The 26,129-nt window shown below is 64.9% G+C and carries 23 protein-coding genes and 1 pseudogene; 13 read left to right on the top strand and 11 right to left on the bottom strand.

Annotated features, from left to right (window positions below; all coding sequences use genetic code 11):
• Positions 1–4 precede the first annotated feature (4 nt).
• Together groL and QP999_RS01335 are read left to right on the top strand one after the other, a co-directional pair.
• Positions 5–1,621 (top strand): chaperonin GroEL, encoded by a 1,617-nt coding sequence (groL, locus tag QP999_RS01340; protein ID WP_070745582.1) that lies wholly within the window; start codon positions 5–7, stop codon positions 1,619–1,621.
• Between the two features lie 130 nt (positions 1,622–1,751).
• Positions 1,752–4,024, top strand: a pseudogene (locus QP999_RS01335) (excinuclease ABC subunit UvrA).
• A gap of 222 nt (positions 4,025–4,246) precedes the next feature.
• Here QP999_RS01335 and QP999_RS01330 read toward each other — a convergent pair.
• Positions 4,247–4,546: a WhiB family transcriptional regulator gene (locus QP999_RS01330; RefSeq protein ID WP_070530751.1), complete on the bottom strand. Its 300-nt coding sequence runs from the start codon at positions 4,544–4,546 to the stop codon at positions 4,247–4,249.
• Between the two features lie 348 nt (positions 4,547–4,894).
• Here QP999_RS01330 and QP999_RS01325 point away from each other — a divergent pair, with 348 nt between their 5' ends.
• Positions 4,895–5,512 (top strand): sigma-70 family RNA polymerase sigma factor, encoded by a 618-nt coding sequence (locus tag QP999_RS01325; protein WP_070564987.1) that lies wholly within the window; start codon positions 4,895–4,897, stop codon positions 5,510–5,512.
• Between the two features lie 118 nt (positions 5,513–5,630).
• Positions 5,631–6,470, top strand: coding sequence for a hypothetical protein (locus QP999_RS01320; protein WP_070563791.1), 840 nt, complete (start codon positions 5,631–5,633; stop codon positions 6,468–6,470).
• An 85-nt stretch (positions 6,471–6,555) separates the two neighbouring features.
• Here the strand turns inward: QP999_RS01320 and QP999_RS01315 are convergent, their stop codons facing one another.
• The gene (locus tag QP999_RS01315; RefSeq protein ID WP_070521533.1) at positions 6,556–6,930 is read right to left on the bottom strand and encodes a DUF5319 domain-containing protein; all 375 of its coding nucleotides are present in this window, start codon (positions 6,928–6,930) and stop codon (positions 6,556–6,558) included.
• A gap of 149 nt (positions 6,931–7,079) precedes the next feature.
• Here QP999_RS01315 and guaB point away from each other — a divergent pair, with 149 nt between their 5' ends.
• Positions 7,080–8,594: an IMP dehydrogenase gene (guaB, locus tag QP999_RS01310; RefSeq protein WP_284847488.1), complete on the top strand. Its 1,515-nt coding sequence runs from the start codon at positions 7,080–7,082 to the stop codon at positions 8,592–8,594.
• A gap of 9 nt (positions 8,595–8,603) precedes the next feature.
• Entirely contained in the window at positions 8,604–9,764 is a 1,161-nt protein-coding gene (locus tag QP999_RS01305; RefSeq protein ID WP_284847486.1) for a GuaB3 family IMP dehydrogenase-related protein, read from the top strand.
• A 47-nt stretch (positions 9,765–9,811) separates the two neighbouring features.
• Here the strand turns inward: QP999_RS01305 and QP999_RS01300 are convergent, their stop codons facing one another.
• Positions 9,812–10,792, bottom strand: coding sequence for an EamA family transporter (locus tag QP999_RS01300; RefSeq protein WP_246818525.1), 981 nt, complete (start codon positions 10,790–10,792; stop codon positions 9,812–9,814).
• A 74-nt stretch (positions 10,793–10,866) separates the two neighbouring features.
• On the opposite strand from QP999_RS01300, the gene QP999_RS01295 reads away from it, so the two are divergent.
• Positions 10,867–11,793, top strand: a complete 927-nt coding sequence (locus tag QP999_RS01295; protein ID WP_239249274.1) for a LysR family transcriptional regulator — start codon at positions 10,867–10,869, stop codon at positions 11,791–11,793.
• 24 nt (positions 11,794–11,817) lie between these two features.
• Positions 11,818–13,386, top strand: a complete 1,569-nt coding sequence (gene guaA, locus QP999_RS01290; protein ID WP_284847482.1) for a glutamine-hydrolyzing GMP synthase — start codon at positions 11,818–11,820, stop codon at positions 13,384–13,386.
• Between the two features lie 408 nt (positions 13,387–13,794).
• On the opposite strand, the gene QP999_RS01285 is transcribed toward guaA, so the two are convergent.
• The 3 genes from QP999_RS01285 to QP999_RS01275 are packed head-to-tail and all read right to left on the bottom strand — an operon-like array spanning position 13,795 to position 17,120.
• The gene (locus QP999_RS01285; protein WP_284847480.1) at positions 13,795–14,958 is read right to left on the bottom strand and encodes an HNH endonuclease signature motif containing protein; all 1,164 of its coding nucleotides are present in this window, start codon (positions 14,956–14,958) and stop codon (positions 13,795–13,797) included.
• A gap of 33 nt (positions 14,959–14,991) precedes the next feature.
• Positions 14,992–16,056, bottom strand: coding sequence for a threonine aldolase family protein (locus QP999_RS01280; protein ID WP_284847478.1), 1,065 nt, complete (start codon positions 16,054–16,056; stop codon positions 14,992–14,994).
• Positions 16,057–16,067: 11 nt separating this feature from the next.
• Positions 16,068–17,120: a PspC domain-containing protein gene (locus QP999_RS01275; RefSeq protein ID WP_284847476.1), complete on the bottom strand. Its 1,053-nt coding sequence runs from the start codon at positions 17,118–17,120 to the stop codon at positions 16,068–16,070.
• A gap of 113 nt (positions 17,121–17,233) precedes the next feature.
• Between QP999_RS01275 and QP999_RS01270 the strand changes: the two genes are divergently transcribed.
• Positions 17,234–18,382 carry an ATP-binding protein gene (locus tag QP999_RS01270; protein WP_193394660.1) on the top strand — a complete coding sequence of 383 codons (1,149 nt, stop codon included), beginning with the start codon at positions 17,234–17,236 and terminating at the stop codon, positions 18,380–18,382.
• A 2-nt stretch (positions 18,383–18,384) separates the two neighbouring features.
• Entirely contained in the window at positions 18,385–19,038 is a 654-nt protein-coding gene (locus tag QP999_RS01265) for a response regulator (RefSeq protein WP_070511379.1), read from the top strand.
• Positions 19,039–19,046: 8 nt separating this feature from the next.
• On the opposite strand, the gene QP999_RS01260 is transcribed toward QP999_RS01265, so the two are convergent.
• Positions 19,047–19,457: a hypothetical protein gene (locus QP999_RS01260; RefSeq protein ID WP_284847473.1), complete on the bottom strand. Its 411-nt coding sequence runs from the start codon at positions 19,455–19,457 to the stop codon at positions 19,047–19,049.
• Between the two features lie 59 nt (positions 19,458–19,516).
• Here QP999_RS01260 and imuA' point away from each other — a divergent pair, with 59 nt between their 5' ends.
• Together imuA' and QP999_RS01250 are read left to right on the top strand one after the other, a co-directional pair.
• Entirely contained in the window at positions 19,517–20,200 is a 684-nt protein-coding gene (gene imuA' / locus QP999_RS01255) for a DnaE2-dependent mutagenesis accessory factor ImuA' (protein ID WP_284847471.1), read from the top strand.
• The gene (locus tag QP999_RS01250) at positions 20,197–21,741 is read left to right on the top strand and encodes a Y-family DNA polymerase (protein ID WP_284847469.1); all 1,545 of its coding nucleotides are present in this window, start codon (positions 20,197–20,199) and stop codon (positions 21,739–21,741) included. Before imuA' ends, QP999_RS01250 begins: the two co-directional genes overlap by 4 nt.
• 5 nt (positions 21,742–21,746) lie before the next feature.
• Here QP999_RS01250 and QP999_RS01245 read toward each other — a convergent pair whose 3' ends face one another.
• Positions 21,747–22,400, bottom strand: coding sequence for an AMIN-like domain-containing (lipo)protein (locus tag QP999_RS01245; protein ID WP_284847467.1), 654 nt, complete (start codon positions 22,398–22,400; stop codon positions 21,747–21,749).
• Between the two features lie 98 nt (positions 22,401–22,498).
• On the opposite strand from QP999_RS01245, the gene QP999_RS01240 reads away from it, so the two are divergent.
• Positions 22,499–23,365, top strand: a complete 867-nt coding sequence (locus tag QP999_RS01240; RefSeq protein WP_070530721.1) for a ferredoxin family protein — start codon at positions 22,499–22,501, stop codon at positions 23,363–23,365.
• A gap of 16 nt (positions 23,366–23,381) precedes the next feature.
• On the opposite strand, the gene QP999_RS01235 is transcribed toward QP999_RS01240, so the two are convergent.
• From QP999_RS01235 to QP999_RS01225, 3 genes are all read right to left on the bottom strand, one after another.
• Positions 23,382–24,062, bottom strand: a complete 681-nt coding sequence (locus QP999_RS01235; RefSeq protein ID WP_070530719.1) for a methionine ABC transporter permease — start codon at positions 24,060–24,062, stop codon at positions 23,382–23,384.
• Complete coding sequence (locus QP999_RS01230) at positions 24,059–25,102, bottom strand: methionine ABC transporter ATP-binding protein (protein WP_070564952.1); 1,044 nt, start codon at positions 25,100–25,102, stop codon at positions 24,059–24,061. The genes QP999_RS01235 and QP999_RS01230 overlap by 4 nt, the downstream gene beginning before the upstream one ends.
• Before the next feature lie 121 nt (positions 25,103–25,223).
• On the bottom strand, positions 25,224–26,114 hold the full coding sequence (locus QP999_RS01225) for a MetQ/NlpA family ABC transporter substrate-binding protein (RefSeq protein ID WP_070521478.1): 891 nt from the start codon (positions 26,112–26,114) through the stop codon (positions 25,224–25,226).
• Positions 26,115–26,129: the final 15 nt, after the last annotated feature.

The raw sequence follows: 26,129 nt of genomic DNA, 5'->3' as shown, positions 1-26,129 counted from the left end.
CCCTATGCCAAAACTGATTGCATTTGACCAGGAGGCCCGCGAGGGCATCCAGCGCGGCGTAGACACGCTGGCCGACGCCGTCAAGGTCACCCTCGGCCCGCGTGGCCGCAACGTCGTGCTGTCCAAGGCTTTTGGTGGCCCGACCGTCACCAACGACGGCGTCACCATCGCCCGCGACATTGACCTCGACGATCCTTTTGAGAACCTCGGCGCCCAGCTGGTGAAGTCCGTGGCCGTCAAGACCAACGACATCGCCGGTGACGGTACGACTACCGCCACCTTGCTGGCCCAGGCTCTCGTCTTCGAAGGCCTGCGCAACGTTGCTGCCGGCGCTAACCCCATCGAGCTGAACAAGGGCATCGAAGCGGCGGCTGAGAAGGTCGTCGAGGAGCTCAAGAAGCGCGCTACCCCGGTGAACTCCTCCGCGGAGGTCTCCCAGGTTGCCACCGTTTCCTCCCGCGATGCGGAGGTCGGCGAGATGGTCGCTGGCGCGATGGACAAGGTGGGCAAGGACGGCGTCGTGACCGTCGAGGAGTCCCAGACCATCGAGTCCACCGTGGACGTTACCGAGGGCATTTCCTTCGACAAGGGCTACCTCTCCCCGTACTTCGCTACGGAAGAGGAGACCTACAACGCCGTGCTTGACGACGCCGCAATTCTCCTCGTCCGCAACAAGATCTCCTCCCTGCCGGACTTCTTGCCGCTGCTGGAGAAGATCGCGGAGTCCTCGCGCCCGACCCTCATCATTGCTGAGGACATCGAGGGCGAGCCGCTGCAGGCGCTCGTGGTGAACTCCATCCGCAAGGTCCTCAAGGTCGCCGCCGTGAAGTCCCCGTACTTCGGCGAGCGCCGCAAGGGCTTCATGGATGACCTGGCTGTTGTTACCGGTGCTACCGTCGTCGACCCGGAGGTTGGCATCAACCTCAAGGAAGTTGGCCCAGAGGTTCTCGGTTCCGCTCGCCGCGTCACCGTGTCCAAGGAAGACACCGTGATTGTGGATGGTGCCGGTACCGCTGAGGCCGTCGAGGAGCGCCGCGAGCAGCTGCGCCGCGAAATCGAGCGCACCGATTCCACCTGGGATAAGGAGAAGCTCGAGGAGCGTCTGGCCAAGCTGTCTGGTGGCGTTGCTGTCATCCGCGTTGGCGCCGCTACCGAGACCGAGGTCAACGAGCGCAAGCTGCGCGTCGAGGACGCCATCAACGCCGCCCGCGCGGCCGTTGAAGAGGGCGTCATTGCTGGCGGCGGCTCTGCGCTGGTCCAGATCTCCCAGGAGCTCGAGGCTTTCGCCGAGGGCTTCGAGGGTGAGGCCAAGATCGGTGTGCTGGCCGTGGCCCGCGCGCTGACCCGCCCGGCCTACTGGATCGCCGAGAACGCAGGCCTGGACGGATCCGTCGTGGTCGCCCACGTTGCCGAGAAGGCCAACGGCGAGGGCTTCAACGCCGCCACCCTGGAGTACGGCAACCTGCTCGAGCAGGGCATCATCGACCCGGTGAAGGTCACCCACTCCGCCGTGGTCAACGCCGCCTCCGTGGCCCGCATGGTGCTCACCACCGAGGCTTCGGTTGTAGAGAAGCCCGCCGAGGAAGAGCCGGCACAGGCTGCGCGCGCGCACGCGCACTAGCAAGTGCGCGTGGGAAGCAGGAGCTTCCCACATTGCCGTAAGGAAGGCCCGCTAACCCGCATATCTGCGGGGCGGCGGGCCTTCGCCGTGTCCGGGGCAGGACCCCGCCCCGTTAGTAGACTGCTGAGCCGTGGAACAAGAATTCATCACCGTCACCGGCGCCCGCGAAAACAACCTCAAGAACGTGGACGTGCGCATCCCTAAGCGCAAGCTCACTGTTTCACCGGTGTGTCCGGATCCGGCAAGACCTCGCTGGTCTTCGATACCGTTGCGGCTGAATCGCAGCGTCTCATCAACGAAACCTATCCCGGCTTCGTGCAGGGCTTCATGCAAGCCCCACCCCGCCCCGACGTGGACCGCTTGGAAGGGCTCACTGCAGCCATCGTCGTGGGTCAGGAGCCCATGGCGGCTTCCGCGCGCTCGACGTTCGGTACCGCCACCGACATCACCGGGCACCTCCGCGTGCTCTTCTCCCGCCTAGCCGAGCCCCGCGCCGGCGGCCCCGCGGCCTACTCCTTTAACGTGCCCTCCGCCTCCGGGCAGGGCGCCATCGAGGTCAACGGTGTGAAGGAAGTCCGTCGCTTCGAGCGCACCGGCGGCATGTGCCCGAGGTGTGAGGGAAGAGGGGAAGTGGGGGACGTCGACAAGCGCCAGCTCGTTGATGAGACTCTGACACTGAACGATGGCGCCATCATTTACCCCGGCATGAGGGTGGGCTCGTGGATGTGGCGCGCCTACGCCGAGTCCGGGCTGTACCCAGCCGACGTGCCGGTCAAGGACTTCACTGAGGAACAGAAGCGGGACCTCTATGAAACCGAGACCAAGGTCAAGGTCGGCGGCATCAACATGAGCTACATGGGGCTGGTCACGCGTCTGAAAACCAACGTGCTGAGCAAGCCCGTGGAGTCCCTGCAAAAGCACATGCGGGCCTTTGTCGAGCGCGCGGTGGTCTTCATCGACTGCCCGGAGTGCCACGGCACGCGCTTGGCGCAGCACGCGCGCGAGTCCTACCTCAACGGAGTCTCCATCGCGGACGTCTGCGCCATGGAGCTTGCCGACGCCTCCGCATGGCTCCGCACCATCAACTCACCGCTTGCCGTGGCCCCGTTGCGCGGGTTGGAGGCCGCCCTGGATTTGGGGCTGGGCTACCTGACGCTGGCGCGCCCGACCGGCACGCTGAGCGGTGGCGAAGCGCAGCGCACGCGCATGGTGCGCCACATCGGCTCGGCGCTGACAGACGTCACCTACGTCTTTGATGAGCCGACCGCTGGCCTACATCCGCATGACGTCACGCGGATGAACGAGCTGCTCCTGCAGCTGCGCGATAAGGGCAACACGGTGCTCGTGGTGGAGCACAACCCGGAGACGATGGCGATTGCGGATTGCGTCGTCGAGCTTGGCCCCGGCGCCGGAGTGGCGGGCGGCGAAATCCTTTCCGTCGGTACCGCACCGTCCGTCAGCGGGAAGGTGGCGTTGAAGGAGGAGGTGCGCGAGCCCACCGGAGCGCTGGAAAACCGTGGGGCGTCCCATAACAACCTCAAGGACGTCGATGTGGACATTCCGCTGGGCGTGCTCACGGTCATTTCGGGCGTTGCGGGATCCGGAAAGTCATCGCTGATGGAGTGCTTGCCGGACGACGACCGCATCCTCGTTGTCGACCAGTCTTCGTTGTCTGGCTCGCGGCGCTCGAACCCGGCCACATACACCGGTGCGATGGACGCGCTGCGCAAGGCCTTCGCCAAGGCCAACGATGGGGCCACGCCGGGAATGTTCTCTTTCAACTCGGAGGGCGCGTGCCCGGCCTGTTCCGGCGCTGGCGTGGTGACCGTGGAGTTCGGTGCGATGGACAGCGCGGATGTGCCCTGTGAGGTCTGCGAGGGCCGCCGCTTTGCTGCCGACGTTTTGGGCTACGAGCTGGCGGGCAAGAACATCGCGGAGGTACTCGCGCTTCCCACGGTTGAGGCCGTGGAGTTTTGCCGCGAGGCCAAAGTTACTGCTGCGAAGCGCGTGTGCGAGCAGCTCGTTGCCGTGGGGCTGGGCTACCTGACGCTGGGGCAGCCGCTCTCGACGCTCTCTGGCGGCGAGCGCCAGCGGCTGAAGCTGGCGGTGCGGCTGTGTGACCGGAAGGCGACTGCGGATATCATCGTGCTCGATGAGCCGACGGTGGGCCTGCATCAGAAAGATATCGACACCTTGCTGCGCCTCTTTGACACGCTTGTCGACGACCACCTCACCCTCATCTGCGTCGAACACCACCGCGCCGTCCTGGCGCACGCCGATCACATCATTGCTCTCGGTCCCGGTGCGGGCTCAGCCGGCGGCGAGGTTGTGGCGGCCTGCTCGCCGCGCGAGTTCCTCGACAAGGACACGCTGACCGCCCGCTACCTGGCGCAGGAGCTGTAAAAACTGGCGTCTTTCACCCGCTGCCCCTTGCCCGTGCTGGCTGTTGGATATCAGTGCAGGTGGGGGAGGGGCGTGATGCTACTTAAAGAAACTTCGCAAAAGGCCCGCTGCGCGACGGCCCACGGTGGGCTCGTCCAGTGGGGAGAGCAGCCTTGTCGCGTCCAGCCAATAGAGGTGGTGGTTTGCCGTCCGACCCCAAGGCTGGGAGCTGGCAGAAGCGGACTAGGCGCCGACGGTCGCGTGGGCGCGACGCGAGCGCAGGGCAACGACGCGCTCCGACTCGCTCATGCCGCCCCACACGCCGTAGGGCTCGCCGGAGGCGAGAGCGTGTTCGCGGCACATCTCGATGACCGGGCAGGTGCTGCAAATAGCCTTGGCGCGGTTCTCGCGCTGGGCGCGGGCGCGTCCGCGCTCGCCGTCCGGGTGATAGAACACGTCAGAGTTTTCCCCACGACATGCGCCATGAAGCTGCCAATCCCAAAAGTCCGTATTCGGCCCGGGGAGCAGGAAGGACTGAGACACGTTCGATTCTCCTTTGCCAAAGATAGAGTGCCCAGGCGCGGGGCGCGTTGCGGGCACGCCCCCGTGAACGCCGAGGCGAAGTGAGACGAGATTGAAGTGTGTCCCCCTTGGGTAAACAGCGCGTTACGCAATGCTGACATGCAGGTATAACTGGCTGAGACTCCTCAACTGGAGCCCCTGTGACCTGCGCTTAAGGCTAAGATGAACGGTGTATGAACTTTTTTGAGTGGGGTCAAAGCTGGGGATGAGACCCGTCGTTTTGGGGTTTCGTCAAAAGGTTATGCCATGATGTTCATACAGAATATGAAGTAATGCATTAAGCAGAAGAGCAAAAGCAGAACGGCAAGGATGGCAGTGGCTACTCAGGCTACAGACGCGGGCGGCTCCTCAACGGCGGCGAAGCGCGACAGCGATAAGGAATTAGCGGACCTCGTTCCGCTGGCCGTCGACGGTAGCCGCCGCGCCCTCCAGCGCATCATGCGGATCATTCACCCGCAGGTCCTGCGCTATTGCCGCGCGCGCATCGGCGGTCACCGCCAGCCCACGGCGGAGGACGTGGCGCAGGAGATCTGTTTGGCGGTGGCGACGTCTATTGGCACGTACAAAGATAAGGGCCGCCCGTTTATGGCCTACGTCTATGGCATTGCTGCTCACAAGGTGACCGATGCCCACCGCGCCCTGAGTCGCGACCACACTCACCCCACGGAAGACCTTCCGGAGGATGCTGCTCAGGACGCTACCCCCGAAGAATCCGCCCTTGCCGTGGACGGTAGTAACAGAGTGCGGGCCATGCTCGATACGTTAAGTGACAAGGCCCGGGACATTATCATCTTGCGTGTGTTCGTGGGGCTGTCGGCAGAGGAGACCGCGGAAATTGTGGAGTCCACCCCTGGCGCAGTCCGCGTGGCGCAGCATCGTGCACTCGCGCAATTGCGCAAATCCCTCGATTCGCACGAGACGCAGTGAACCAACAATGTGAACCAGCAGAGTGAACCAGTAATTGGGCTAGCCCAGAGCTAGCAGTGAGCCATCGGCACTTGGCACCGACAAACTAATAATTCTCTAGTAAGGAAGGGAGGTCATCATGGCAAAGAAGGACGAGCCTCAGCAGGGTGTCGCTGAGCAGCTGCAGCCCTTGGTTGATGATGATGCATTCCTCACCACTCTCTCCGAAGGAACAGATCCCTCCGATGGCGGTGATGAACTGGCGGGGCTTCTGCTGGAGCTGCGCGGGGACGTCGAAAAGCAGATGCCTCCGACCCCTCTCATTGAGGGCGCGGAGGAAGAGCCGGAGATCATTTCCCTCGGCGCGGCACGCCGCCGTCGAAGCAAGCCTTTCATGCACGGACTCATCGGGGCGGCCGCAGCTACGCTGCTCATCGCAGGTACCGGCGCTGTGGTCGTCAACGCCGGCCCGGGATCTCCGCTTTACGGAGTGAACCAGTCGCTCTTCGGCGCGGACGAGCACGATGTGTCCGTAGTGGAGCTTGCCGGAACGCTCGATGAGATGGAGAAGCGTTCCGCCCAAGGCGACATGGATGGCACCCGCCAGTTGCTTGAAGAAGCCCGGAAGATGGTGGACCAGGCTAAGCGGGAACGTGAGGCAGAGGCCCCTCGTACCACGAAGCAGCAGCCCAGCGCCACGGTGACGCAGACGCAGACCGTGGAGAAGCCTGCCCCGGTGGAGGAGCAGCAGCCGCCGGAGCCGGAAACCGTAACGCAGACAGAGACTGCGGTTTCCACCGTCGTGGTGACCCGCACGGTTTCGGCGGGCAACCCGCTGAGCCCACCGGAGCAGAACCAGCCGGAGCCAGGTCAGCAGGGCGGCGATCAGGCAACGCCTCCGCAAGGCGACAACTCCGACGGAGCTTCGGATGGCGCCACGGATAATGGCCAGCTCCCGCCGGCGCAATTCCAGCAATAAAACCACAAAGAACCTCTTCCCCCGCAACAGGAGGGAAGAGGTTCTTTCCGTTTAACGCGCGGTAGTTCTACCGCGCTGACCGCAGCTAGTAGCGCGAGTCCATGCCGTCGAGATAACCCACCGCATAATCCCAAGGGACGTAGCGCATCGGGTCCGGCTCCGCGCCCGGCTCGTGCACGGGGGCGAGCTGGCCTGCCAGCGTGGCCTGCATGTTGGAGGCCATGATGTCCCACTCGTAGAAGTGGTTCTCCTCGCAGTCCTCGCAGAAAAAGAAGATGCCATCGATGCCGCGCGGGCTGAGAACGCGCGCAAACTCTTGGACCATGGCCAGATCGTGGATGACGGCGAGACGGTCCTCCTCGGACAGCGGCTCGACGTGATCATCCTCCTCGAGGAAGGAAGCTGGGTCGTTCGGGTCGTCCGCGAAAGGATCGCGGGGCATGTTGGCGAAAAAGTTCACGCCTGCGAGCCTATTGACTCCGTGCGCGCATGGCAATTCCCTATAGATACCTATTCCTCTACCCACGGCTACCACTACGGGGCGTCCACGCACTACAGTGAGGGCTACCGCATAAAACTATCTGGTCAGTTTAGGAGAGCCCCACCCTCATGAGCCACGTCCACACCGGCGGAGACAACCCCGACAAGATTGCACTCTACGGCCTTACCTTTGATGATGTCCTGCTGCTTCCGGCAGAATCCAACGTCGTTCCCTCCGAGGTGGATACCTCGGCGCAGTTTACGCGCAACATTCGCCTCGGCGTGCCCCTGGCTTCCGCCGCGATGGACACCGTGACCGAGGCCCGCATGGCCATCGGCATGGCGCGCCAGGGCGGCATCGGCGTCCTGCACCGCAACCTGTCAGTTGAGGATCAGGCCCAGCAGGTAGAGATTGTCAAGCGCTCCGAATCCGGCATGGTGACCGACCCGGTCACGGCTTCCCCGGACATGACCATCGATGAAGTCGATACGCTGTGCGCGCGGTTCCGGATTTCGGGCCTGCCGGTCGTCGATAAGCAGGGCACCCTCGTGGGTATCTGCACCAACCGTGACATGCGCTTCGAGCCGGATTTCTCCCGCAAGGTCTCGGAGATTATGACGCCCATGCCGCTCGTCGTGGCCAAGGAGGGCGTCAGCAAGGAGGAGGCGCTGGAGCTGCTGTCCGCCAACAAGGTGGAGAAGCTGCCCATCGTCAACGATGAGAACAAGCTCGTCGGCCTCATCACCGTTAAGGACTTTGTCAAGACTGAGCAGTTCCCGAATGCCTCCAAGGATTCCTCCGGGCGTCTGCTCGTGGCGGCGGGTATCGGTACCGGTGAGGAGTCCTACCAGCGCGCGGGCCAGCTTGTCGACGCCGACGTGGACGTCCTCGTCGTCGACTCCGCCCATGCCCACAACAACCGCGTGCTTGAGATGGTTTCCCGCGTGCAGAAGGACTTCGGTGACCGCGTCGACGTCATCGGCGGCAACCTAGCCACCCGTGCTGCTGCCCGCGACATGATTGAGGCCGGCGCGGATGCCATCAAGGTCGGTATTGGCCCCGGCTCCATCTGTACTACCCGCGTGGTCGCGGGCGTGGGCGCGCCGCAGATTACCGCCATTATGGAAGCCGCCGCTGCGGCTGGTCCGGCGGGTGTGCCGGTCATCGCGGATGGCGGTATGCAGTACTCCGGTGATATTGCCAAGGCGCTGGCCGCCGGTGCGGATGCCGTCATGCTGGGCTCCATGCTGGCGGGCACTACCGAGTCCCCGGGCGATATCGTCGTGGTCCAGGGCAAGCAGTACAAGCGCTACCGTGGCATGGGCTCCATGGGCGCGATGCAGGGTCGCGGGCTTACGGGTGAGAAGCGGTCCTACTCTAAGGACCGTTACTTCCAGGCGGATGTGCGTAGCGAGGATAAGCTGGTGCCAGAAGGCGTGGAGGGCCGCGTGCCGTTCCGCGGTGACATTGATGCCATTGTTCACCAGATTGTCGGCGGCCTGCGTGCCTCCATGGGGTATACCGGTTCCGCCACCTTGGCTGAGCTGAAGACCAAGCAGTTTGTCCAAATCACCGCTGCGGGCCTTAAGGAGTCTCACCCGCACCATCTTCAGCAGATCGTCGAAGCTCCGAACTACCGCTAAGGACTCATCATGCGTGATTACGTAGAAATTGGCGTCGGCCGCGAGGCACGCCGCACCTATGATCTCAACCAGGTGTCCCTGGTGCCTACCCGTCGTACGCGTTCCTCCAAGGACGTGGACACCTCCTGGAACATTGACGCCTACACCTTCGACGTTCCGTTCGTCTCGGCGCCGACCGATGCTCTTGCCACCCCCGAGTTCGTCATTGAGATGGGCAAGCAGGGCGGTCTTGGTGTCATCAACGCAGAGGGCCTGTGGGGCCGCCACGAGGACTTGGAGGGCGCGATTGCCCGCGTGACGGAGAACTTCGGCGACCTGTCTACGCTGCAGGAGCTGCATGCCGCGCCCCTCAATGAAGAGTTGCTGGCCGAGCGCATCGCGCAGGTGCGCGATTCCGGCGTTACCGTGGCCGTGCGCGTGTCCCCGCAGCATGCGCGTGAGCTCGCTCCGGTGGTCATCAAGGCCGGCGCGGAGCTGCTGTTCATCCACGGCACCCTGATTTCCGCTGAGCACGTGCAGACCGGCGGCGAGCCGCTCAACCTCAAGGAATTCATCGGTTCGCTGGATACCCCGGTGATTGCTGGTGGCGTGGCCGATTACACCACGGCCCTGCATCTCATGCGCGCGGGCGCGGCCGGCATCATCGTCGGCTCCGGTGTGAACACTAACCCGGAGACGCTCGGCATTGATATCCCGATGGCGACCACTATCGCGGACGTTGCGGCCGCTCGCCGCGACTACCTGGATGAAACCGGGGGCCGCTACGTGCATGTGCTTGCCGACGGCGACATCCACACCTCCGCGGACATCGCCAAGGCCATTGCTTGTGGCGCCGATGGCGTCGTGCTGGGCCCGGTCCTCGCGCGTGCGGCGGAGGCCGGCGGCAAGGGCTGGTACTGGCCGTCCACGGCCGGCCACCCGCGTTTCCCGCGCGGCATCATCGAGCCGGTTGGCGTGGCTGGTGCCCTCCTCGGCACCGACGCTTCCGGAGTTGACGCTTCTGGCACCGCCGAGGACGCTTCAGCGACCTCCCTTGAAGTCGTGCTCCACGGCCCGTCCAACGAGCCGCTGGGTGAGCTCAACCTGGTCGGTGGGCTCAAGCGCGCTATGGCCAAGTGCGGCTACACGGACCTGAAGTCCTTCCAGAAGGTGGGCTTGGCCGTTCGCTAGCCCGCCCGTTGTAACGCTGCTCCGCTCAACAAAGCTCGGGGCGGAGTTTATGTCACCGCTCCAGTGGCCGTGGCGCTGGCCTCAGTGGCCGTAGCGTTAGAGTCGCTGGCGCGCGATTTCGGGCGCCACGGCAGCTGGGGCTTCTTTAGGCGGCGTGGGCGCAGCGCTACCTTGCGGAATACCACGCGCCCGCGCGCCGGCACCATGGTTTGCAACACCGAGGCCACCACAACCAGGCCGATAGCCGCCAGCTTAAGCTGGGAGGCATTCTGGGAGAGCAGGAGCCAGCCAAAGAGTGCGGCGAAGACAGGTTCCAGGGCGATGAGGATGGAAAAGACGTTGGGGGCGAGCCTGCGCAGCGCAATGAACTCCAACGAATAGGGGATGAGCGAGGCCAGCACGCCCGTGCCTAGGGCGAGCAATAGGAGGGTTGGGTCGCTGGCCAAAGCCACCGCGCCGCGCCCGCCGACAGGCAGGAGCACGAGGCCACCGATGAGGAAGGCCACGGCCAAACCATCCTGCCCGCTAAAGAGAGCGCCCGCCTTCTTGCTGGCCAAGATATAGGCGGCCCACATCGCACCCGCGCACAGCAAGAAGAAAACCCCACGCAGGTCGAGGGGGTCTCCGTTGAAGGAGTCCAACCCCAGCAGGCCCATGCCGATGAGAGCGAGGGCGACGCAGGTGGCGTCGCGAAGCGAGCGGGAGAGGCATGCCGCCAGCAGCAGCGGGCCGAGAAACTCGATGGTGACCGCCGGGCCCAGCGCGACGAGCTCGATGCCGGCATAGAAAGAACCATTCATCAGGCCCAGCGTGAGGCCGAAAATGGTGGCGGAGATCCACTTCTCGCGGCTCCACTCGCGCACGCGCGGGCGCGCGATGAAGAGCAGAATCACAGCGGCGAAGAGCAAGCGTAGCGAGGCGGTGCCCCAGGGGCCTCCAATGGGGAAAATCTGGATGGCGAGGCTGGCTCCGAGCTGGAGGGAAATGCACGAGCCGATGACGCACAGAACGGCAAACGGATTGGTCATGCAGTCCATTGTGGGGTGGGAAGAACTGTTAGTCTATCTACAGTTTTTAACACGTACCCGTTAGGTATTCTGTCATGTTGGACCTGCACCGCCTCCGCATTCTCTACGAGCTGCAACGCCTTGGCACCGTCACTGCGGTGGCGGAATCGCTGCGCTATACGCACTCGGCCATCTCTCAGCAGTTGGCGCAGTGTGAGAAGGACGTCGGCGTGGCGCTCTATGAAAAGGTCGGCCGGCGCGTGCGTTTGACGGAACAGGGAGAAATCCTGGCCTCCTACGCGGAGCGAATGCTCGCGTTGGCGGATGAGGCGGAGTCGCAGGTCATTGCGTCAACCAACGCGGTGCGGGGCACGATTAAGGTCACGACCTTTCAAACGATCATGTCCTCGCTGGTCCCGCGGGCGCTGACGGAGTTGGCCAGGGAGTACCCGGACCTGCGCGTACAGATCATTCAGCGTGAAGCCGATGGTGCGATGGAGCTGCTGGCGCGCCGGGAGGTGGACCTCATCTTGGGTGAGGAGTACGAGTCGGACATGCCCGCCACGGATGAGCACACCCACCGGGAGCTGCTTCTCGACGACCCCCTCCGCCTCATCACCCCACTCACCGGCCCCTGGAGCGAGTTGCGCTTAGAGGATTTTGCAGCGCATGACGAGGAAATCCCCTTTGCCATGGACCCGGAGGAGTTTTTATTGGGGCGGTTCGTCCACCGGCTGTGCCGCAGGCATGGCTTTAACCCCAGCGTGCTCTATGAAACCCCGGACCCCTTTCTACATGCGCACCTGGTGCGCACCGGGCATGCGGTGGCGGTGATCTCGGACCTTTTCCTCGACGAGATCGAGGGCGTGCGCGTGGTTTCCTTGCCTGGTAATCCCACCCGCACGCTCTACACTGCGGTGCGCGCCGGGCGCGAGGGACACCCAGCCTTGCGGGCGTTTCGGGCCGCGTTGAGCAAGGCGGCTGCCACCGCTAAAGGTTTTGGGCCACTCCCTGCGGTCTAGGGTGTGGGTTCTTGCGTTAAACTGATGACCGTGACTAACCCAAATACAACCCCGCGTCCTGTCCTCGTGGTGGATTTTGGCGCCCAGTACGCGCAGCTCATCGCCCGGCGCGTGCGTGAGGCCAACATCTACTCCGAGGTTGTCCCCAATTCCGCCTCCGTGGAGGACATCAAGGCCAAGAACCCGGCCGCGCTGATCCTCTCCGGTGGCCCGTCTTCCGTATACGCGGACGGCGCCCCTGTTCTGAAGCCGGAGCTGCTCGAGCTCGGCATTCCGGTCTTTGGTATCTGCTACGGCTTCCAGTCCATGACCCAAGCCCTGGGTGGCACCGTGGCCTCCACGGGTGCCCGCGAGTACGGCCGCACGGACATGACCGTGTCCGGCGGCGTGCTGCACAAGGGTCTGGAGGACACCCACAAGGTGTGGATGTCTCACGGCGATTCGGTCACGGAAGCCCCGGAGGGCTTTGAGGTGACGGCGTCGTCGGAAGGCGCTCCCGTGGCAGCCTTCGAGTGCCTGTCCAAGCAGATGGCCGGCGTGCAGTACCACCCGGAGGTTCTCCACTCGCCGCACGGCCAGGCGGTGCTCACGCGCTTCCTGACTGAGGTAGCAGGCCTGGAGCAGAACTGGACCGCAGAGAACATCGCGGAGCAGCTCATCAACGATGTGCGCGAGCAGATCGGCGAGGAAGGTCGCGCTATCTGTGGCCTGTCCGGTGGCGTGGATTCCGCCGTGGCCGCAGCCCTCGTGCAGCGCGCTATCGGTGACCGTTTGACCTGTGTCTTCGTTGACCACGGTCTGCTGCGCGCGGGTGAGCGTGAGCAGGTGGAGAAGGACTTCGTGGCGTCGACTGGCGCCAAGCTCATCACCGTCGACGAGCGCGAGGCCTTCCTCAACAAGCTGGCCGGTGTGACCGAGCCGGAGGCCAAGCGTAAGGCCATTGGTGCGGAGTTCATCCGCTCCTTCGAGCGAGCCGTCGACCAGGCGCTGGACGGCCAGGACGCCGCTTTCCTGGTGCAGGGCACGCTGTACCCGGACGTCGTGGAGTCCGGTGGCGGTGACGGTACCGCGAACATTAAGTCTCACCACAACGTGGGCGGCCTGCCTGACGACGTCGAGTTCGAGCTCGTCGAGCCGCTGCGCCTGCTCTTCAAGGATGAGGTGCGCGCGGTTGGCCGTGAGTTGGGCCTGCCGGAGGAGATCGTGGCGCGCCAGCCTTTCCCGGGCCCGGGCCTGGGCATCCGCATCATTGGTGAGGTCACCGAGGAGCGCCTCGAGACGCTGCGCCAAGCGGACCTCATCGCGCGTACCGAGCTGACCAACGCTGGCCTGGATGGCGAGATTTGGCAGTGCCCGGTGGTGCTGCTTGCCGACGTCCACTCCGTCGGCGTCCAGGGCGACGGCCGTACCTACGGCCACCCGATCGTCCTGCGCCCGGTGTCTTCCGAGGACGCTATGACCGCGGACTGGACGCGCCTGCCCTATGACGTGCTGGAGAAGATTTCTACCCGCATCACCAACGAGGTCAAGGAAGTTAACCGAGTAGTGCTCGACGTGACGTCGAAGCCGCCGGGAACCATCGAGTGGGAGTAAAGCGAAGCAAACTCCCAGACGCTGCGTAGCGCGGCCGTGCCTTGAATTAACAGGGCGCGGCCGCGCTCCCGTTTTCGGCCCCTGGTACCAAGCCCGCGTGGCTTGTCGTTGGCACCGTCTTTGTCGCCACAAGCTCCGACCGAGGCGCGGAGTAGAGCGTTTGTGTTGCCTCGTTGCTGTACAGCTCCGCGAATCGGGCGAGAGCTCTCGCATACCTCTTTAACGCGCGCGCGAGTAGCCGCACGCCGAGCGAAAATTCTCAGCGGGCGGCTGGCTAGAGCGGCTGTTTGTTGCTAAGGCGTCGCAGGCCGGTGAGCCGGCGTCCTATGACCCATCGATCCGTTTGATCCGGCGACCGGTTGGACTTCGACCTGGGGACTCGGGCGACGATTCACGGGCTGGTTGAACTCATGAACTCGGTGGCGGGTCCGGAGGTTCGCCGGAGTTATGCGGCGGCGCCCCAGAGCCAGAGCCGTCAGCCGGACCGGAACGCGGGTCAGGCGGGCCGGATGTCGGCGGACCTGAGGATGCGCGAGCAGGCCTCGGAGCGGAGCGCGGCGGGTGGGCGGGGCTTTCGATGGGAATCGGCGGGCCGGCCCACGGCGGCAGGTAGTGCACGCGGCCATCGATGCGGTCGAGATGCCCGCGGCCGGTGGGCTTTTCCGGATCATCGTCGTTGACCGCGTTGTGATACGCGCACAGCGGCACCATATTGGCCATGTTTGTCGGCCCGCCATCTTGGAAGCGGGTGAGGTGATGAATCTGCGAGTCGTCGGCAGGCGCGTTGCACCCGGGCCAGGCACATGTCGGGTGCTCTGCAGACAGCGCGAGGCGCTGCTTGGTGTTGGCGAAACGGCTCGCCATGTACAGGTTCGCGGGGCCGTGGTGGGGGTGGACGAGGGTGATGAGGCCGACGTCGGCAAGCTTTTCGCGCACGAACTCCGCACCCGTCATTGTCGCCCCATTCGTCAGCTGCAGTTCGATCTCCTCGCCATCACCATCCACGATGCGGTCCAGCTCATCCAAGCGCACGATGACGTTGGACTGCAGCTTCTGGCCCGAGCCGCCCCCGCCGCGGAACACGGTATGCGCCGCGGTGAGCAAGTCCTTGTCGGTGGTCTTCAACACGGCCAGCAGTTTGGAAATATTGAGCGAGGAATCCGTAATGCTCAGCGTGTGGTTGCGGCCCGCGCGCCGCGTCACCCGCACGCCTGGGGCGGGGTCCTTGGGCGGGCGCCACTCTTTGAGCTTCGCCTTCGCCACCATGGGGATTTTCTCCCGCGGGGTAGCGGCCAGCAGTTGGCGCAGCTCCCACGCCTTGCGGGCCTTGAGCTTGGAACAATAGCGCTCGATATCGAGGAGCGTGAACACGTCGTGGCCCGTGCGGCGCGCTTTGCGCTGCCGGGAGTGGAACATCGTGTCCCCGAAATACACCGCGTGCAGCCCCAGGAGCTTCTCCGCGAAGTCCGGCCGCGCACCCATCTCAACCAGCTGCGCGCGCGAAACACCGGCGCATTGCTCGACCACGTCCAGCCCGCGCGCTAGTGCTTGAATGTAACCCCCCAGTTGCATAGCTCACAGCCTAAACCAGGTTGGGCAACCTCGCTACTTGAGCGCAGAAATCGCAGAGCAGAGCTTATCGACGTCCCCCTCTTCCGTCGACCACGCCGTACAGAACCGCACCACGCGCAGGCCTTCGTGTTCTTCGAAGAACTGGCACGCGAAGTCCTGCGCGAGCTTCTCTTCCTGTTCGCGTGTCAACAGCGCGAATTGCTGGTTGGTGGGGGAATCAAAGAGCATGTCGATGCCTGCGGCGCGGAATGCCTCGGCGATGCGCTGTGCTTGAGCATTGGCGCGGGCGCAGATGTATTCGTAGAGGGTCGTTGCAGCCGTGCCGGCGACCGCATCGGCGGATTCAGGAGCGGGGGCGCTGAAGAGGGAGGCGAATTGCGCGCCCAGCAGCCCACCTTTGGCCAGCAGGCCGCCGTTTTGCTTCATCGCATTGCGAAAGCGCGGCGCGCCCGCCGGGAAGACGATGGCTTCGCCGAAGAGGGCGCCGCATTTGGTGCCGCCGATGGTGAAGACGTCGACAAGCGCGGCAAGGTCCGGCAGGGTGATATCCGAAGCGGAGAGGCCATAGCCGAGGCGGGCGCCGTCGACAAACAGGCCCAACTCGTACTCGTCGCAGACCTCGCGCAGGGCCACGAGTTCGGCGCGGGAGTAGGCGGTGCCGAACTCGGTAGGCTGTGTGATGTAGACCAGTGCGGGCTCCGGCATGTGCTCTTCCACCCCGGAGGCGCGGTATTCCTCCATGCACGCGCGAACCTGCGCGGCGGTGATCTTTCCCAGCTGGTTCGGCAGCGTGATGACCTTGTGCCCGGTGTGCTCGATGGCGCCCGTCTCGTGGGTGGCGATGTGCCCGCTATCCGCCGCGATAACGCCCTCCCAGGGGCGCAGGCGGTGGGCGATGATGGTGGCGTTGGCCTGCGTGCCACCGACCATGAAATGCACCTCAGCGTTCGGCGCTTGGCAGGCAGTGCGGATGCGCTCAGCGGCCGTGGCACAGAGCTCGTCGGCGCCATAGCCGGCATAAGCCCCATCCGCCTCCGCAATGGCTTCGAGGACGCGGGGGTGGGCTAAGCGGTGGTAGTCGTTGCCGAAGTGAATCATGGGTGGCCAGTTTAGCCGGTGACCGTGACCTCGCCGATGCCTGCGTCGATGTGAATGGTCAGCAGCGCGTCAGGGTCTTGGCGTTCGGTGCAGTTGCTCTCTCCCAGGCCGTCATCACAGGTCAGCGCGACGGGGATGTCCTTCGGGAGGATGACCTCGACGGCGCCGATGCCGGCGTCGACGGTGACGTCGTGCTTGGTTGTGAGGTCGTGGAGCTGGCTGAAGTCCACCGTCGATTCGCCGATGCCCAGGTCGTAGTAGTCCTCGAGTTCATCTTCATGGGTGGGCGCGATGTCTTGCTCACCGACGTTGAAGCGGGCGCTGAAGCCGGACTCGTCGGCCTCGGAGACGAAGGTGACTCCAAGGAAGGCAATCGTCAGGGCGGCGCCTACGGCACCGAGCGCAATCGCGCCCTCAACCCACTGCGAACCGCGCTTCTTTTTCGGTTCCTCCCGCGGGCCCGGCTCCGGCAGGTCCCAGGCATCGGGAACCACGCCGAGCGGATCCCAGGACGGTGGGGTCCTGCGGCCGGGCGGGAAGGGGTGGCCGCCCGCCGGGGTATAAGAATTGAGGTTGACAGGTTCCTCGCGCACCGGCTGTTCGGCGGCCAGCAGTCCGCTAGGCGGTAGCGGCTCGCGTTGGTGAAGGGCGTACCAGGCCAGCGCCAGCAGGCCGAAGGTCAGCGTAGCGGGCGGAAGGCCGGCGAGGAATTGCCCGCTGAGGAACAGTGGGCCGGAGCTAAACGTCAGAAGGACGCCGACAATTAGGATCCAACCGAGCTCTTGCTCCTCCTTGACGCCATCCTTGCCCAAGGCCGCATCGAGCGGGCAGTAGGGCGAGCCGTAGCGCGGCATGAGCGCCCACGCGGCGAGGTAGGCGGCGATGCCCCCGCCGAAGGCGAGTGCTGCGACCACGAAGGCCACGCGCACAATCGTGGGGTCAAGCTGGTAGCGCACCGCGATGCCTTCGCAGACACCAGCGATGTGCGCGTCACCGCCCTGTTTCTTGGGAAGGCGGACGGGGCGGGTCGTCCACATCTGGTTGAGTGTGCTGTTCTTCGTCATGCTTTTATGGTGCCGTGTGGGGCCTCGCGGCGGTATCGGTAATCGCCCTGATTTTTTGACCTCAGGGTTGTCCCTGATGTGCCCGAGGGGTGGCGCGTGGGACTATGGCTAGTATGACTTCGCCCTATGTGCCCGCAGAAAACGCGGCGCCCTATCCCGTGATGTCGCGTCCCCAATCTGGCCGCGTGGTCGCCGGCGTGGCGGCGGGGCTGGCGCAGAATCTGGGGGTTTCGGCGCTCTCCGTGCGCATCGCCTTGACCGCGTTGACCCTGCTGGGTGGGGTGGGGGCGATGGCCTATGCCGGGCTGTGGATCTTCACGCCCGCGCTTGACGACGCCCCCTCCACCCGCCGCAGCCCCCTCTCCCTCGTGCTGGTGTTTCTGGCGCTGGCGGGTAGTGCGGTGGGTGTGTTGGGGGTTTCGGGGGCGTCGCTAAGTGTGGCGGTGCCATTGGCGGTGGTGGCCATCGGCGCGGTGCTGGCGTGGTTGGCCTATGACCGCGGGCTGAACACGCCGGTGGGCCTGGTTGCCGTGGCAGCCGGTGCCGTCCTGGTCATCGGTGGCGTCGTGGTGGCGGCGGTGACGTGGGAGAGCGGATCGGGTTCGGCGATCCTGGCCACGGCGCTGACGCTGGTGGGCTTTGGCGCGCTGGTGGTGCCGCTGGTGCTGAAGCTCTGGCGCTCGCTGTCGCAGGAGCAGGCGGCCAAGGCGGTCTCGGAGGAGCGCGCCGAGATTGCCGCCCGCCTGCACGATTCGGTGCTGCAGACGCTGGCGCTGATTCAGAAGCGGGCGGGGGATTCGCGCGAGGTGACGCGTTTGGCGCGCGCCCAAGAACGCGAGCTGCGTGCCTGGCTTTTCGACGCTCCCTCCGCCGCCCCCACCACCTGTTTCGGTGCCCTCGAAGCAGCGTGCGGGGAGGTGGAAGATCTCTTCGACATGCGGGTATCTGCGGTGACGGTGGGTGAAGACACGGAGCTGACGGAGTCCGCGAAGTTGCTTATCCAGGCCGCGCGTGAGGCCATGGTGAATGCCGGCAAGCATGCGGGTGTGGACGTGGTGGATGTTTATGCGGAGTTGTTGGCGGGCGAGCTGAGTATCTTTGTGCGCGACCGCGGGGTGGGTTTCGACGTGGAGGATATTCCCGCTGATAGGCATGGGATTCGTGACAGTATTCGCGCGCGCGTAGAGGGATCTGGTGGGCGCGTGCGGATTTCCTCGACCCCGGGGGAGGGCACCGAGGTGGAGCTCGCGGTAGCGTTATGAGCATGGTGAAGGTCTTTTTGGTTGATGATCACTCCGTCTTTCGCGCGGGCGTTCGCGCGGAGCTGGCGGCGTCCTCGGAGATTGAGATCGTGGGCGATGCCGGGACCGTTGCGGAGGCGCTGGAGGGCATTGCGCGTACCTCCCCGGACGTGGTGCTTCTCGACGTCCACATGCCCGACGGCGGTGGCCTCGCCGTTATTAACGCGACGGCTAATCAGCCGTCGCGGCCGGTGTTTTTGGCGCTGAGCGTGTCAGATGCGGCGGAGGACGTGATTGCGCTGATTCGGGCGGGCGCGCGCGGGTATGTGACGAAGAATATTTCCGGCCCGGATCTGGCCGAGGCGGTGGTGCAGGTCAATAGCGGGGATGCGTATTTCTCGCCGCGCCTGGCGGGTTTTGTCCTCGACGCTTTTGCCTCCGGTTCGCCCGCACCGGAGCCGGAGGAGGGGCAAGACCCGGCGGTGGATGCGCTCACGCGCCGCGAGTTGGAGGTCTTGAGGCTGCTCGCGCGCGGCTATACGTACCGCGAGATTGGCAAGCAGCTGTTCATCTCGGTTAAGACGGTGGAAACGCACGCCTCCAATATTTTGCGCAAGACCCAGCAGTCCAACCGCCACCAGCTCACGCGCTGGGCCACCTCGCGCGACTTGGCTTAAGTCGCAGCCTAGGCAGGGGGAGCGTAGGCGAGCTTGCGGGAGCCGTCGACGTGGGGAAAGAGCAGGAAGGCCGCGCCCGCGACGAGCGCCCACACCAGCGCGCTGCCCCAGGCAGGTAGTGCGAGGAGCGGGGAGAGCATAACCATCAACCACAGCACCATGAGGGGAATAAGCTGCGCGGCGTTGGGCAGCATGGTGACGTTGTGGCGCTGGGCATAATCGCGCAGGTCCGCGCGGTAGGGGTGCAGGAATACGAGCGCGCAGGCGGCGAGAAGGAAGAACAGGCTGAGCCCTAGCGCGAGGCCGAAATGGATGCGGCTGCTACCTGCCGCCACGGCGGCGCCGGCCAAGGCGGATCCGCCGAGTCGCACCCACAGCGGGGTGGGGATAGGGGTGGTGTGCGCACGGAGGGGATTCATGGCGCCTAACGCTACCAGCGCAATTGCGCGTGTCCGGGGAGAGGTTCATAATAGGAGCCATGAATCAAACAGGTGTTCGTGTGGCGGGTGGCTCCCGGGCTGGCCAGATTGCGGTTCTGCGCGCCCGGATTCAACGCCTGGAAACCCCAGATGTTTCTGCGCGGGTACAGCCGGAAGCGGATCTCCTCGGAGTCCCCGAAAAGCTATCGGAGCTGCTCCCGGGCGGTGGCCTGCCCCGCAAACAGGCAACCGCCTGCGCGGAATGTGCTGCGCTCGTGGTGGAGCTGATATCCCATGTTAGCGCGGCGGGCGGACACGTCGGGGTGGTGGGCTGGCCAGATCTCTTACTCGCACAAGTGGCCGAGGAGGGTGATGTCTCCCGGGTTATCACGGTGCCCGATCCAGGCGTAGAGCCCTGGGCGGTGACCGGCGTGCTGTGCGAGGGGCTGGATCTAGTTGTGCACAAGGGTGCAGGCGAACTGAGTCCCACCCGGGCGCGTCCCGTGCTGGCAAAAGTGCGGGCTGGGCAGGCGGCCCTGCTTACCGTGGGAACCCGGCTGCCGGGCACAGCCGTGGAGATAGGCGCGGAAGTTATCGCTGTGCATGGCGTGGGCCGGGGCAGCGGGCGGATTCGGGGGGTTGATATAGGGGTGCGGGTGGCGTCGGCAAGCATGCGCCCGCGGCGTGGAGTGCTCACGTGCGGGCAGCGCCCGGGCTCGCGCCCGCACTTGGAGGCGGTGTGAGGGTCGCGGCGCTGTGGTTCCCGGATTGGCCTATCCAGGCGCTGCAGGACGCAGACAGGACAGCATGTGCTATCGCCGCCCAGCACCGCGTGGCGGTGTGTAACGCGGCGGCGCGCCGGGCGGGGGTGCGCCGCGGAATGCGCGTGCGCCAAGCTCAAGCTCTCCTACCGGAGCTGCGCGTGGAGGAGGCCAACCCGGACCGAGACGGCGTGGTCTTCGCGGAGATTGCCGCGGGGCTGGACGCGGTGGCCTCGTCGGTGGAGGTACTGCGCCCTGGGCTGGTCATCGTGGACGCGGGCGCGGCCGGGCGTTTCCACGGCAGCGAGGCGAAGGCGGTGGAGATGCTTGTCGACGCCACCTCCAGATCCCACCTCGACGCCACCGTCGGCGTCGCGGACGAGATTGCCACCGCGTTGATTGCCGCGCGCCACCGCAACCTGGGCGCGGTAGTCCCGGCAGGCGGCTCGCGCGACTTTCTGGCTCAGCAGCCGGTGGGGGTATTGGCCGCGGAGGTGGCGCTGGGGTGCGCGGCGGACGTGGTGCATTCCTTAGAGCAGTTGGGCGTGCGCACGTTAGGGGAGTTGGAGAGCTTGCCGCTGCGCCAAGTCACTACCCGTTTCGGTGAGGCTGGACGGCGATGCCACGCGGTGGCCGCGGCGGCACCGGATAGGCGCGTGGCGCCGGAGCTTGCGCGCCCTGATCTGGGTGTGGAGCAGGGCTTCGAAGAACCCTTGGAGCGCGTGGATGCTGCGGCTTTCGCTGCGCGTCAGCTCGCGGCGCGCCTGCACGTGCTATTCGATGAGGCCGGCGTGGTGTGCCTGCGCCTGCGCGTTGCCGCGGAGTTCGAGGGTGGCGAGCGCCTGGAGCGGATCTGGCGTACCCAGGAAGCGCTCAGAGAGGCCGCTACAGCGGACCGCGTGCGCTGGCAGCTCGATGGTTGGCTGAGTGCTGCGCGGGCGGGGAGTGCGCCGGGTGAGGGAGGGGGCATCGTCAAGCTGGCGTTGGAACCAGTGGAGGTTGCCCCGCCGGGGGACGGGCTCCTGTGGGGCGCGGGCGAATCCGCGGAGCAGGCCAAGCGCGTTATCGCGCGGGTGCAATCCCAGCTGGGGGTGGACCGCGTGCTGCAGCCCCGCCCGGCGGGCGGGCGTGGGGTGGCCGAGCGTATCGAGTACGTTCCCTACGGCGAGCAGCGCGATCCGCAGCCGGAGGGCACGTGGCCGGGGCGTATCCCGGCGCCGCTTCCGGCGAGCCTGGCCCACCCGGCTGCGCGGATTCGGCTTATCGACGTCTCTTCGAAGGACGTCATCGTCACCGCCGAGGCCCTCCTCTCCGGGGAGCCGGCGGGCCTGGGATGGGGGCGCCACCGCTACCGGGTGACCGGTTGGGCTGGCCCGTGGCCCGTGGACTCTGAGTGGTGGGAAGCAGGTGCGGCGCAGCGCTGCGCGCGTCTGCAAGTCGTCGGAGAAAACGAGAAAGGCCAGCGTGCCTGGCTTCTCGTGTGGGCAGGCGGGCGCTGGTCGGTGGAGGCAACCTATGCCTGAACGGCTTAATTTAAGATGTCGATGACCAGGCGCGTCGGCCCCCTGAGCACCTGGACCGAGTATGGGTGGCGCTCATCAAGCCCGATAACGAACTGCGAGCGGGCTTCGAAGGTACCGCCGCTGACTACCTGGGTAACTAGGCCACCGGCGCCGTTTACGGTGCCGATATTCGGATCTTCCATGTTGAGCTGGAAGGGGTAGGCGGTGCCGTCGATGCTGACGTCGAGCGCGGTGGAACCTTTGTAAGCAATCGGGTTGCCGGAGCCCTGCTGGGCGGGGGCATCGGTGTAATCGATGAACCAGCCCGGTGAACCGTCCCCGACAAACTCGAAGACCACGCGGTCAAAACCTTCGTGCTTGCCCACGCGGACATCGGTCACCACCAGCTCCGAGGGGGCCGGTGGGCGGAGGGTTTTCATCTCCATGTTGGCGTCGCCTAGCGGGGTCAGCCCAGCCGGTGCGGCGGGGGAGGGGGCAGTGGGAGTAACGGTAGCCGTGGAGGTGGAGGCGCCGGACAGGGTGGCGTCGAGAGTCTTCGTGGGGCCGTCGGGGCTGCCGTCCGGGGAGGAAGACGGAGCGCATCCCTGAAGCGCGAGCGCACCCGAGACAACGAGTGCGGCCACTGGGGCGGCTGTGCGCAAGAGACTGTGTTTCGGCATGGTTTCGAGCGTAGTGGCACTACGGGGAATTATATGCATCGAGCTAGGCATCGTAACCACATTGTTGTGAAGAAAGTGATGCCAGTTAAGATGGCGCCATGACCTTCTGCTCCGACGTCCAGGTCGAGCCCCTGGCCGGTACCGCAAAACAAGAATCTGTGTACGTCCTTTTTGAGTGGCCCACGGCGTGGTCTCGCGACGTGCTTGACGGACGTACCTTTGACCCCGGCTTGACTGCGAAGCTCAAGGCCAAGCTCAAGGGCGTGGCGGGCCTACAGCTCATTCGCCGCCCGGGGCGCGCCGGGCATGAACGGAGGACGGGGCACTTCCGTTGTTTCGTCGTGTGGGCGCGCGAGGGGCTGGTGCAGGATTACACCCTGAACGGCCCGGAGGACATTCTTGACCTGGATCTTGAGCATCCCACCGGCACGTGCCTGCCGCTGGTGCTCGTGTGCACCCACGCCAAGCGCGATGCCTGCTGCGCCATCAAGGGGCGCCCGCTGGCTGCCTCCCTGGCATGCGAATTTGAGGAGACCGTGTGGGAAACCTCCCACACCAAAGGCCACCGCTTCGCGCCGTCGGTGCTGCTGATGCCGTGGGGCTATTCCTTTGGCCGCCTCAACGTGGAGGCCGGCCGTGAACTCGTGGGCAAGGCGCTGCACGGCGAGTATTTCTACCCCGCCAACCGTGGCTCCGGCCTCACCACGCCCCGGGGCCAGGTAGCGGAGCTCGCGGTGGCACGCCAGCTTCTCGACGCCTCCGAGACCCTCCACTACGGCGACCTCACCGTCGACGCGACAGATACCGCAGCGGCAGGTACTGCCGCTGTGCGACACCGCGACGGCCGCGCATGGGACGTGGAGCTGGAAGAAAAAGAGGCCTCCGGCGTTGTCTCCTCCTGCGGAGACAAACCGAAGACCTCTCGAATCTACGTCGCGCGTCGCGTCGAAAAGCGCAGCGTATAGATAGGGGTTGGCGTGGTTAGCGGCGCATAATCTTGGCCGAAAGCCAGTTGCCAAAGAACTGCGCTGCCTGCACCAGCACGATGATGATGAGGGTAGCCACCACGGTGACCTCCCACTCGAAGGCGCGGTAGCCGTAGACGATGGCGAAGTCACCCAAGCCACCGCCGCCGACGTAGCCCGCCATCGCGGACATGTCGACGATGCCGATGAACAGGAAGGTGTAGCCCAACACCAGCGGGCCCAGTGCCTCCGGAATGATGATCGTGGTGATGATTTTCCACGGCGAAGCGCCCATCGCGCGGGCCGCCTCAATCACGCCCGGATCCAGCGCCACGAGGTTCTGCTCCACGATGCGCGCCACCGCGAAGGTAGCCGCAATCACCATGACGAACGTGGCCGGTTCACGGCCGATGGAGCTTCCCAGCACCGCCACCGTCAGCGGCTGGACAAAGGCCAGCAGGATGATGAACGGGATCGGGCGAATGAAGTTCACCAGAATGTTGATGACGAAGTGAATGGGCTTGTTCTGCAGGATGCCGCCCGGGCGCGTGGTGTAGAGCAGAATGCCCAGCACGAGGCCGATGATGCCCGCAAGCACCAGGGTCGTGGCGACCATGATGAGGGTGTCCTTGATGGCGTCGACAAGCGTACTGCCCAGTCGGTCCCAATTGGCCTGCGCGAGGTAGGTGACGTTCATCGTTGAATCTCCTCAATCTCGGTGGTGCGTTGCATGTGTGCGTAAAAGTCTTCGATGGCGGCGTCCGGGCCGTTGAGGCGGACGGTTATCTTGCCAAAGGAGTGCTTTTGCAAGGTGGTGATACCGCCGTGGACCACGGCGATGGACACGCCCTCGTCCGCGAGTTTGCCCGCGGCATCGAAGAAGCCGGACTTCTCCGTCAGGTTGATGGTGAACAGGCGGCCCTCGTGGGCCAAGAGGTCATCGGCCTCGACGACGTCCGGGGTGTTGCGCAGCGAGGTGGCCACGAATTTCTCCGCCACCTTGGTTCGGGGATTGGAGAAGACCTCATAGACGCTGCCGGACTCAATAACGTGGCCGCCTTCCATGACGGCGACCTTGTCTGCGATGGAGCGCACGACGTCCATCTCGTGGGTAATGACCACGATGGTAATGCCGAGATCGCGGTTGACCTTGCGCAGCAGGTCAAGAACCTCATGGGTGGTGGTGGGGTCGAGCGCTGAGGTGGCTTCATCCGCCAGCAGCAGGGAAGGGTTATTCGCCAGGGCGCGGGCGATACCGACACGCTGCTTCTGGCCGCCGGAGAGCTGCTCCGGGTAGTTATCGCCCTTGTCCGCCAGGCCGACGAATTCCAGCAGTTCCTGGACGCGCTGCTTACGCTCTTGCTTCTCGACGCCCTGCAGCTTCAGCGGGTACTCAATGTTGCCCGCCGCGGTGCGGGAGGACATGAGGTTGAACTGCTGGAAGATCATGCCGATGTTGCGGCGGATGCCGCGTAGCTTGGACTCGGGCAGGGGGACGACATCGGTGCCGTCGAGAAGCAGCTGCCCTGAGGTCGGCTTATCGAGGCCGTTGATCATGCGCACCAGCGTGGACTTGCCCGCGCCGGAGAAGCCGATGATGCCGATGATCTCGCCGGGCTCGACGGTCAGGGAGACATTATCGAGTGCGGTGGTGGTGGTTTTCTTGTTTTTAAAGACTTTGGTGATGTTGCGGAATTCAATCCGGGTGCCCTGGCGGGCGCCAGTGTGTTCAGTCACGTGAATGTCCTTGTGGAAGTTTGCGGGAAGGTTGGGCGAGGGGCGGAGAAACTAAACGGCCAAATCCCCCGGCCACGCAATGTCGCGTGAACGCGGGGGACAAATGGAACCAGAATAGGTTCTAGACCTGCTCCTCGAGGCGGTCCAGAATCTCCTGGAGCTCCTCCTGGGAGCGGTCCACGGCCACGGCGGTGTCGCCGGAGGACTTCAGAACGGCGTCGGTGACCTTCTGGTCCTTCCACAGCTTGGCCAGCTCGTGGAGGGTTTCGTTATCGGCGTCGTCGGCACGCACGGCCCAGACGTTGATGTAAGGCTCGGCCTCGGTGGAGTCCGGGTCATCCTGAGCGACGGCAGACTGCGGGTCAATGCCGGCGCGCTCGAGGAAGGAGTTGTTGATAACGGCAGGCTTGCCCTCGCCGTAGGCGGCCGGGGTCTGGGCAGCGTCCACCGGGGTGACCTTGACCTTGGACTTCTTCTCATCGATGTCCAGCGGGGTCGGGGTCAGCGGGCTGCCCTCCTTGAGGGTGACCAGGCCTTCCTGGACCAGCAGGCCGATGGCGCGGCCCTGGTTGGTGGAGTCGTTCGGGATGGCGACTTCCTGGCCCTCGACGTCAGCGAGGTCCTTGTGGTCCTTCCAGTAGATGGCCAGCGGGTAGATCTCGGTAGCTGCCAGCGGGACGAGGTCGGTGCCGTTGCCCTTGTTGTATTCAGCCAGGAACTTCAGGTGCTGGAACTTGTTGGTCGTCAGCTTGCCCTGGTCCAGAGCCTGGTTCGGGGTGTTGTAGTCGGCGAAGTTTTCCAGCTTGACATCGAAGCCGGCCTCCTTGGCCAGGTCCTGGAATACGGCCCACTCTTCCATGTTGGCGTCGGTGGTGCCGATGGTGATGGTGGAGTCCTTGGTAATGGCCTCACCGGAGTTCTCGGACTCGGCGGAGTCCGAGGAGCAAGCAACCAGGCCAGTTGCAGCGATGACGGCTGCCGAGGTGGCAGCAAGTACGCGACGGATGCTCATAGTGGGTTCCTAGTG

It is taken from the genome of Corynebacterium sp. MSK004, from assembly GCF_030232515.1.
GTDB lineage: Bacteria > Actinomycetota > Actinomycetes > Mycobacteriales > Mycobacteriaceae > Corynebacterium > Corynebacterium hesseae.
Note: the sequence above shows the minus strand (reverse complement) of the source record. Positions and strands in the feature narration are given on the sequence as shown.

Coding starts and splice junctions, on each gene's coding strand:
- groL (WP_070745582.1), top strand. CDS start 5: ATGCCAAAACTGATTGCATTTGACCAGGAGGCCCGCGAGGGCATCCAG.
- QP999_RS01325 (WP_070564987.1), top strand. CDS start 4,895: ATGGCAGTGGCTACTCAGGCTACAGACGCGGGCGGCTCCTCAACGGCG.
- QP999_RS01320 (WP_070563791.1), top strand. CDS start 5,631: ATGGCAAAGAAGGACGAGCCTCAGCAGGGTGTCGCTGAGCAGCTGCAG.
- guaB (WP_284847488.1), top strand. CDS start 7,080: ATGAGCCACGTCCACACCGGCGGAGACAACCCCGACAAGATTGCACTC.
- QP999_RS01305 (WP_284847486.1), top strand. CDS start 8,604: ATGCGTGATTACGTAGAAATTGGCGTCGGCCGCGAGGCACGCCGCACC.
- QP999_RS01300 (WP_246818525.1), bottom strand. CDS start 10,792: ATGACCAATCCGTTTGCCGTTCTGTGCGTCATCGGCTCGTGCATTTCC.
- QP999_RS01295 (WP_239249274.1), top strand. CDS start 10,867: ATGTTGGACCTGCACCGCCTCCGCATTCTCTACGAGCTGCAACGCCTT.
- guaA (WP_284847482.1), top strand. CDS start 11,818: ATGACCGTGACTAACCCAAATACAACCCCGCGTCCTGTCCTCGTGGTG.
- QP999_RS01285 (WP_284847480.1), bottom strand. CDS start 14,958: ATGCAACTGGGGGGTTACATTCAAGCACTAGCGCGCGGGCTGGACGTG.
- QP999_RS01280 (WP_284847478.1), bottom strand. CDS start 16,056: ATGATTCACTTCGGCAACGACTACCACCGCTTAGCCCACCCCCGCGTC.
- QP999_RS01275 (WP_284847476.1), bottom strand. CDS start 17,120: ATGACGAAGAACAGCACACTCAACCAGATGTGGACGACCCGCCCCGTC.
- QP999_RS01270 (WP_193394660.1), top strand. CDS start 17,234: ATGACTTCGCCCTATGTGCCCGCAGAAAACGCGGCGCCCTATCCCGTG.
- QP999_RS01265 (WP_070511379.1), top strand. CDS start 18,385: ATGGTGAAGGTCTTTTTGGTTGATGATCACTCCGTCTTTCGCGCGGGC.
- QP999_RS01260 (WP_284847473.1), bottom strand. CDS start 19,457: ATGAATCCCCTCCGTGCGCACACCACCCCTATCCCCACCCCGCTGTGG.
- imuA' (WP_284847471.1), top strand. CDS start 19,517: ATGAATCAAACAGGTGTTCGTGTGGCGGGTGGCTCCCGGGCTGGCCAG.
- QP999_RS01245 (WP_284847467.1), bottom strand. CDS start 22,400: ATGCCGAAACACAGTCTCTTGCGCACAGCCGCCCCAGTGGCCGCACTC.
- QP999_RS01240 (WP_070530721.1), top strand. CDS start 22,499: ATGACCTTCTGCTCCGACGTCCAGGTCGAGCCCCTGGCCGGTACCGCA.
- QP999_RS01235 (WP_070530719.1), bottom strand. CDS start 24,062: ATGAACGTCACCTACCTCGCGCAGGCCAATTGGGACCGACTGGGCAGT.
- QP999_RS01225 (WP_070521478.1), bottom strand. CDS start 26,114: ATGAGCATCCGTCGCGTACTTGCTGCCACCTCGGCAGCCGTCATCGCT.